This is a genomic window from Micromonospora sp. ATLC20, assembly GCF_057196585.1.
In genome coordinates, this window is the sequence record NZ_JBXUOV010000303.1 from 1 (window position 1) to 3732 (window position 3732).

Annotated in this window: 2 protein-coding genes; both read left to right on the forward strand. The window is 70.7% G+C overall.

Annotated features, from left to right (window positions below; genetic code table 11):
• The first annotated feature begins 456 nt into the window (after positions 1-456).
• Positions 457-3192 (forward strand): pyruvate, phosphate dikinase, encoded by a 2736-nt coding sequence (gene ppdK / locus AC2CHG_RS30470; protein ID WP_484526106.1) that lies wholly within the window; start codon positions 457-459, stop codon positions 3190-3192.
• A 115-nt stretch (positions 3193-3307) separates the two neighbouring features.
• Entirely contained in the window at positions 3308-3661 is a 354-nt protein-coding gene (locus AC2CHG_RS30475) for a VOC family protein (RefSeq protein WP_262015175.1), read from the forward strand.
• Positions 3662-3732: the final 71 nt, after the last annotated feature.

Consider the following 3732-nt stretch of genomic DNA (forward strand, 5'->3'; position numbering starts at 1 on the left):
GCACCGGGCAGGCCGGCGGGGGACGCCGCCGGGGCGGGCGCGCCGGGCGAGGCCGCATCCGGCGGCGGCAGGTCGCCGGAAGGGCTGGTGGGAGGGGTGTCGGACGGCTCCGGCCCGATCTGCGGGGCGGCGGGGTTTGTCGGCACGGCGACGGCTCCGAGGGTGTATTCGCGCGGGATATGGCAAAGGTCAGGTTCCGCGAGATGCAGTGACGTCAAGAGTACGAGGAGAAGCGGAATTGCGTGATCGTGCTCGTGGAAGCGTTCCCAAAAACCCGTACGAACGCGGATTGTGGTGACCGTTGTGCCGAAAGTCACCGAACGCTCCCAGGTTTCTCGAAACTCGCCTAGCCTTCGGCCCACCGACGCTGACGAGCCGGGATTGCCGGTGGTCACTACCGGGGTATGTCCGAACTGAACCTTCGTTAAGTGTCAATGGCGCGCGTGGGAGGCTCTGGTGGCAGCGCACGATCCGGTCGAGCAGAAGTACGTCTACGACTTCGCCGAGGGCAACAAGGATCTCAAGGATCTGCTCGGCGGCAAGGGGGCCAACCTGGCCGAGATGACGAATCTCGGCCTGCCGGTTCCGCCCGGCTTCACGATCACCACGGAGGCCTGCAAGGCGTACCTGACGACCGGGCGCGAGCCGGACGGCCTGGCCGCGCAGATCGAGGCGCACCTGGAGTCCCTGGAGCGCGAGATGGGCCGGCGCCTCGGCGACCCGGACGACCCGCTGCTGGTCTCGGTACGCTCCGGCGCCAAGTTCTCCATGCCGGGCATGATGGAGACCGTCCTCAACGTCGGCCTCAACGACCGCAGCGTCGAGGGACTCGCACGACAGGCCGGTGGCAGTGCTGACCGGGCCGCCTCCGGCGGCGCAGACAGGTTCGCCTGGGACTCGTACCGGCGGCTGATCCAGATGTTCGGCAAGACCGTCTGCGAGGTGCCGGGCGAGGAGTTCGAGCACGCGCTGGACGAGATCAAGAGCGCCAAGGGTACGCACAACGACCTCGACCTGGACGCCGACGACCTGCGCGGGCTGGTCGACGCGTACAAGAAGATCTTCGCCAAGCACACCGGCCGCGAGTTCCCGCAGGAGCCGCGCGAGCAGCTCGACCTCGCCATCCGCGCGGTCTTCGACTCGTGGAACGCGGAGCGGGCGATCCTCTACCGCCGGCAGGAGCGCATCCCGGCCGACCTGGGCACCGCCGTCAACGTGGTGACGATGGTATTCGGCAACCTCGGTCCGGACTCCGGCACCGGCGTCGCGTTCACCCGCGACCCGGGCAGCGGCGCGCAGGGCATCTACGGCGACTACCTCGCGAACGCCCAGGGCGAGGACGTGGTCGCCGGCATCCGCAACACGGTGCCGTTGCAGGAGCTGGAGCAGCTCGACAAGACCTCCTACGACCAGCTGCTCGGCATCATGGCCCGGCTGGAGGAGCACTACAAGGACCTCTGCGACATCGAGTTCACCATCGAGCGCGGCAAGCTCTGGATGCTGCAGACCCGCGTCGGCAAGCGCACCGCCGCCGCCGCGTTCGTCATCGCCGGGCAGCTCGTCGACGAGGGCCTGATCGACCTGGACGAGGCGCTGCACCGGGTCAACGGCGCGCAGCTCGCCCAGCTGATGTTCCCGCGCTTCCAGCTCGACCACGAGTTCGAGGCGGTCGCCAAGGGCATCGGCGCCTCCCCGGGCGCGGCGTCCGGCAAGGTGGTCTTCACCTCGGCCCGGGCGGTCGAGCTGGCCGCCGAGGGGGAGTCGGTGATCCTGGTCCGCCGGGAGACCAACCCGGACGACCTCAACGGCATGATCGCCGCCCAGGGCATCCTCACCTCGCGGGGCGGCAAGACCAGTCACGCCGCCGTGGTGGCCCGCGGCATGGGCAAGACCTGCGTCTCCGGCGCCGACGAGCTGGACGTGAACGTGCCGGCGAAGAGGTTCACAGTGGGCGACCACGTGGTGAACGAGGGCGACGTGGTCTCGATCGACGGCACCACCGGCAAGGTCTACCTCGGTGAGGTGCCGGTCATGCCGTCCGAGGTGGTGCAGTACTTCGAGGGCGAACTCGACCCGGAGAACACCGACGACGCGCTGGTCCGCTCCGTACACCGGATCATGACGCACGCCGACGCGGCGCGGCGGCTGCGGGTACGCACGAACGCCGACACCGGCGCGGACGCGGCCCGGGCGCGGCGCTTCGGCGCCGAGGGCATCGGCCTGTGCCGCACCGAGCACATGTTCCTCGGCGACCGGCGCGAGCTGGTCGAGCGGCTCATCCTGGCCTCCGGCGACAAGGAGCGGGAGGACGCGCTGGCCGCGCTGCTGCCGCTGCAGCGGGCCGACTTCATGGAGATCTTCCGCGAGATGGACGGCCTGCCGGTCACCGTGCGGCTGATCGACCCGCCGCTGCACGAGTTCCTGCCTCCGCTGGAGCAGCTCGCGGTGAACGTCGCGGTCGCGCAGGAGCGCGGCGAGGACGTCGCCAAGGAGGAGGCGCTGCTCGCCGCCGTGCGGCGGATGCACGAGGAGAACCCGATGCTGGGCCTGCGCGGCGTACGCCTCGGCCTGGTCATCCCCGGCCTGTTCGCCATGCAGGTCCGCGCGATCGCGGAGGCCGCCGTCGCGGTCGTCCGCGACGGCGGCACCGCCTGCCCGGAGATCATGGTGCCGCTCGTCGGGGCCGTGCAGGAGCTGGAGACGGTACGCACCGAGGCCGAGCGGATCATCGCCGAGGTGGTCGGGGACAGCGGCGTCGAGGTGCTGATCGGCACGATGATCGAGGTGCCCCGGGCGGCGCTGACCGCCGGACAGATCGCCGAGGCGGCCGAGTTCTTCTCCTTCGGCACCAACGACCTGACCCAGATGGGCTGGGGCTTCTCCCGCGACGACGTGGAGGGCGCGTTCTTCTGGCGGTACCTGGAGCTGGGCATCTTCGGCATCTCACCGTTCGAGTCGATCGACACCGACGGTGTCGGCCGGCTGGTGCGCATCGCCGCCGAGGAGGGCCGGGCGGCCCGTCCGGGGCTGAAGCTCGGCGTCTGCGGCGAGCACGGCGGTGACCCGGACTCGGTGCACTTCTTCCACGAGGTCGGGCTGGACTACGTCTCCTGCTCGCCGTTCCGGGTGCCGGTGGCCCGGCTGGAGGCGGGCCGGGCGGCCATCACCACCACGGGTTCGGACTCCCGCTGACCGGGCGCGGGGCCGCCGGTGCTCGCCGGCGGCCCCGCGTACGCCCGGCGCGCCTTTCCGGCCTCCTCGGCGTAACCTGAGCTTCCGCCACGTGTCGATCAGGAGGGGTGGCCGCATGACCGCCGTCTGGGAGAACCTGACCATCGACGCCCGGGACCCGTCCCGGCTCGCCAGTTGGTGGGCGGAGGCCCTCGGCTATCAGGTGATCACCGACAAGCCGGACGAGGTGGAGATCCGCCGGACCCCCGACACGACGCCCGGGCTCGTCTTCGTCCCGGTCGCCGGGCCGAAGGAGGGAAAGAACCGGCTGCACATCGACCTGCGCCCGGCCGACATGGAGGCCGAGGTGGAGCGCCTCGTCGACATGGGCGCCCGGCACGTCGACATCGGCCAGGGAGACGTGGAGTGGACGGTGCTCGCCGACCCGGAGGGCAACGAGTTCTGCGTTCTCCGGGAGCGCGAGGAGTGAGCCGGTCTTGCGAGCCCCGCAGTCGCGACCTCAGCGGTCCGGGAGCGCGAGGAGTGAGCCGGTCTTGCGAG

Coding starts and splice junctions, on each gene's coding strand:
- AC2CHG_RS30475 (WP_262015175.1), top strand. CDS start 3,308: ATGACCGCCGTCTGGGAGAACCTGACCATCGACGCCCGGGACCCGTCC.